This window comes from Nocardioides guangzhouensis (assembly GCF_004519545.1).
Taxonomy (GTDB): Bacteria; Actinomycetota; Actinomycetes; order Propionibacteriales; family Nocardioidaceae; genus Nocardioides; species Nocardioides guangzhouensis.
Window position 1 is genome coordinate 1 of sequence record NZ_SDKM01000117.1, and the last position, 1001, is coordinate 1001.

Annotated in this window: 1 pseudogene; it reads left to right on the forward strand. The window is 69.4% G+C overall.

What is annotated here, in order from left to right:
• Positions 1 to 50: 50 nt before the first annotated feature.
• Positions 51 to 987 (forward strand): annotated as a pseudogene (locus EKO23_RS24705) (IS5 family transposase).
• Positions 988 to 1001: the final 14 nt, after the last annotated feature.

A 1001-nucleotide genomic window follows, 5' to 3' on the forward strand; every position in this document is an offset into this window, starting at 1 on the left:
CTAGGGCGTGTCTCCCTAGTTCGGGCGTGAGCGGCTGATTTGCTGCTGGCATGTCTCGGGATCGGGTGTTGAGTGATGCGCAGTGGGATCGGATAGCGCCGCTGATGCCGTCCTCGGACGGCGTGAAGTCGCGGCCGTTTCGAGACCACCGGCAAGTCGTCGAGGGCGTGATCTACCGGTTCCGCACGGGCATCGCCTGGCGGGATCTCCCGGCGTCGTTCGGGCCGTGGCAGACGGTGTGGAAACGACACCACCGCTTCAGCACCGACGGCACCTGGGACAAGATCCACGCCCGCCTGCTGGCCGAGGCCGACGCCGCTGGTGACATCGACTGGATGGTCAGCGTCGACTCCACGATCAACCGCGCGCACCAGCACGCCACCAACGCCAGCCGGGTCGAGCAGCCCGCGGGCGGCTCGCGGGCGGCACGCGCAGCCCGCGCCGCATCGCGCACAGGGGGCTGAATCGAGTTACAACAACCCGTGGGACGAGCCACCCGATCACGCGATCGGGCGCTCCCGCGGAGGTCTGTCGACCAAGATCCACCAACTGGTCGACGGCCACGGGAGACCGCTGGTCGTCGCGCTCACACCCGGCCAGGCCGGCGATTCCACAATGCTGCGGCCGCTGCTGGCCCAGCTGGCGGTGCGACGGCTCGGTCCGGGTCGACCACGCACCCGCCCGGTCGCGGTCATCGGCGACAAGGCCTACTCCTCCCGCGGGACCCGCGCCATGCTCCGCGACCGCGGCATCAAGGCCGTCATCCCGCAGCCCTCCGACCAGATCGCCCACCGCACCCGGCGCGGCCCAACCGGCGGCCGACCCCCAGCGTTCGACCCGGTCGCCTACAAAGGCCGCAACGTCATCGAGCGCTCCTTCAACGACCACAAGCAGTGGCGAGGCATCGCCACCCGCTACGACAAACTCGCCACGACCTACCGAGGAGGCGTCGTGCTACGCGCCATCACTGTCTGGCTGACCACTTAGGAGACACGCCCTAG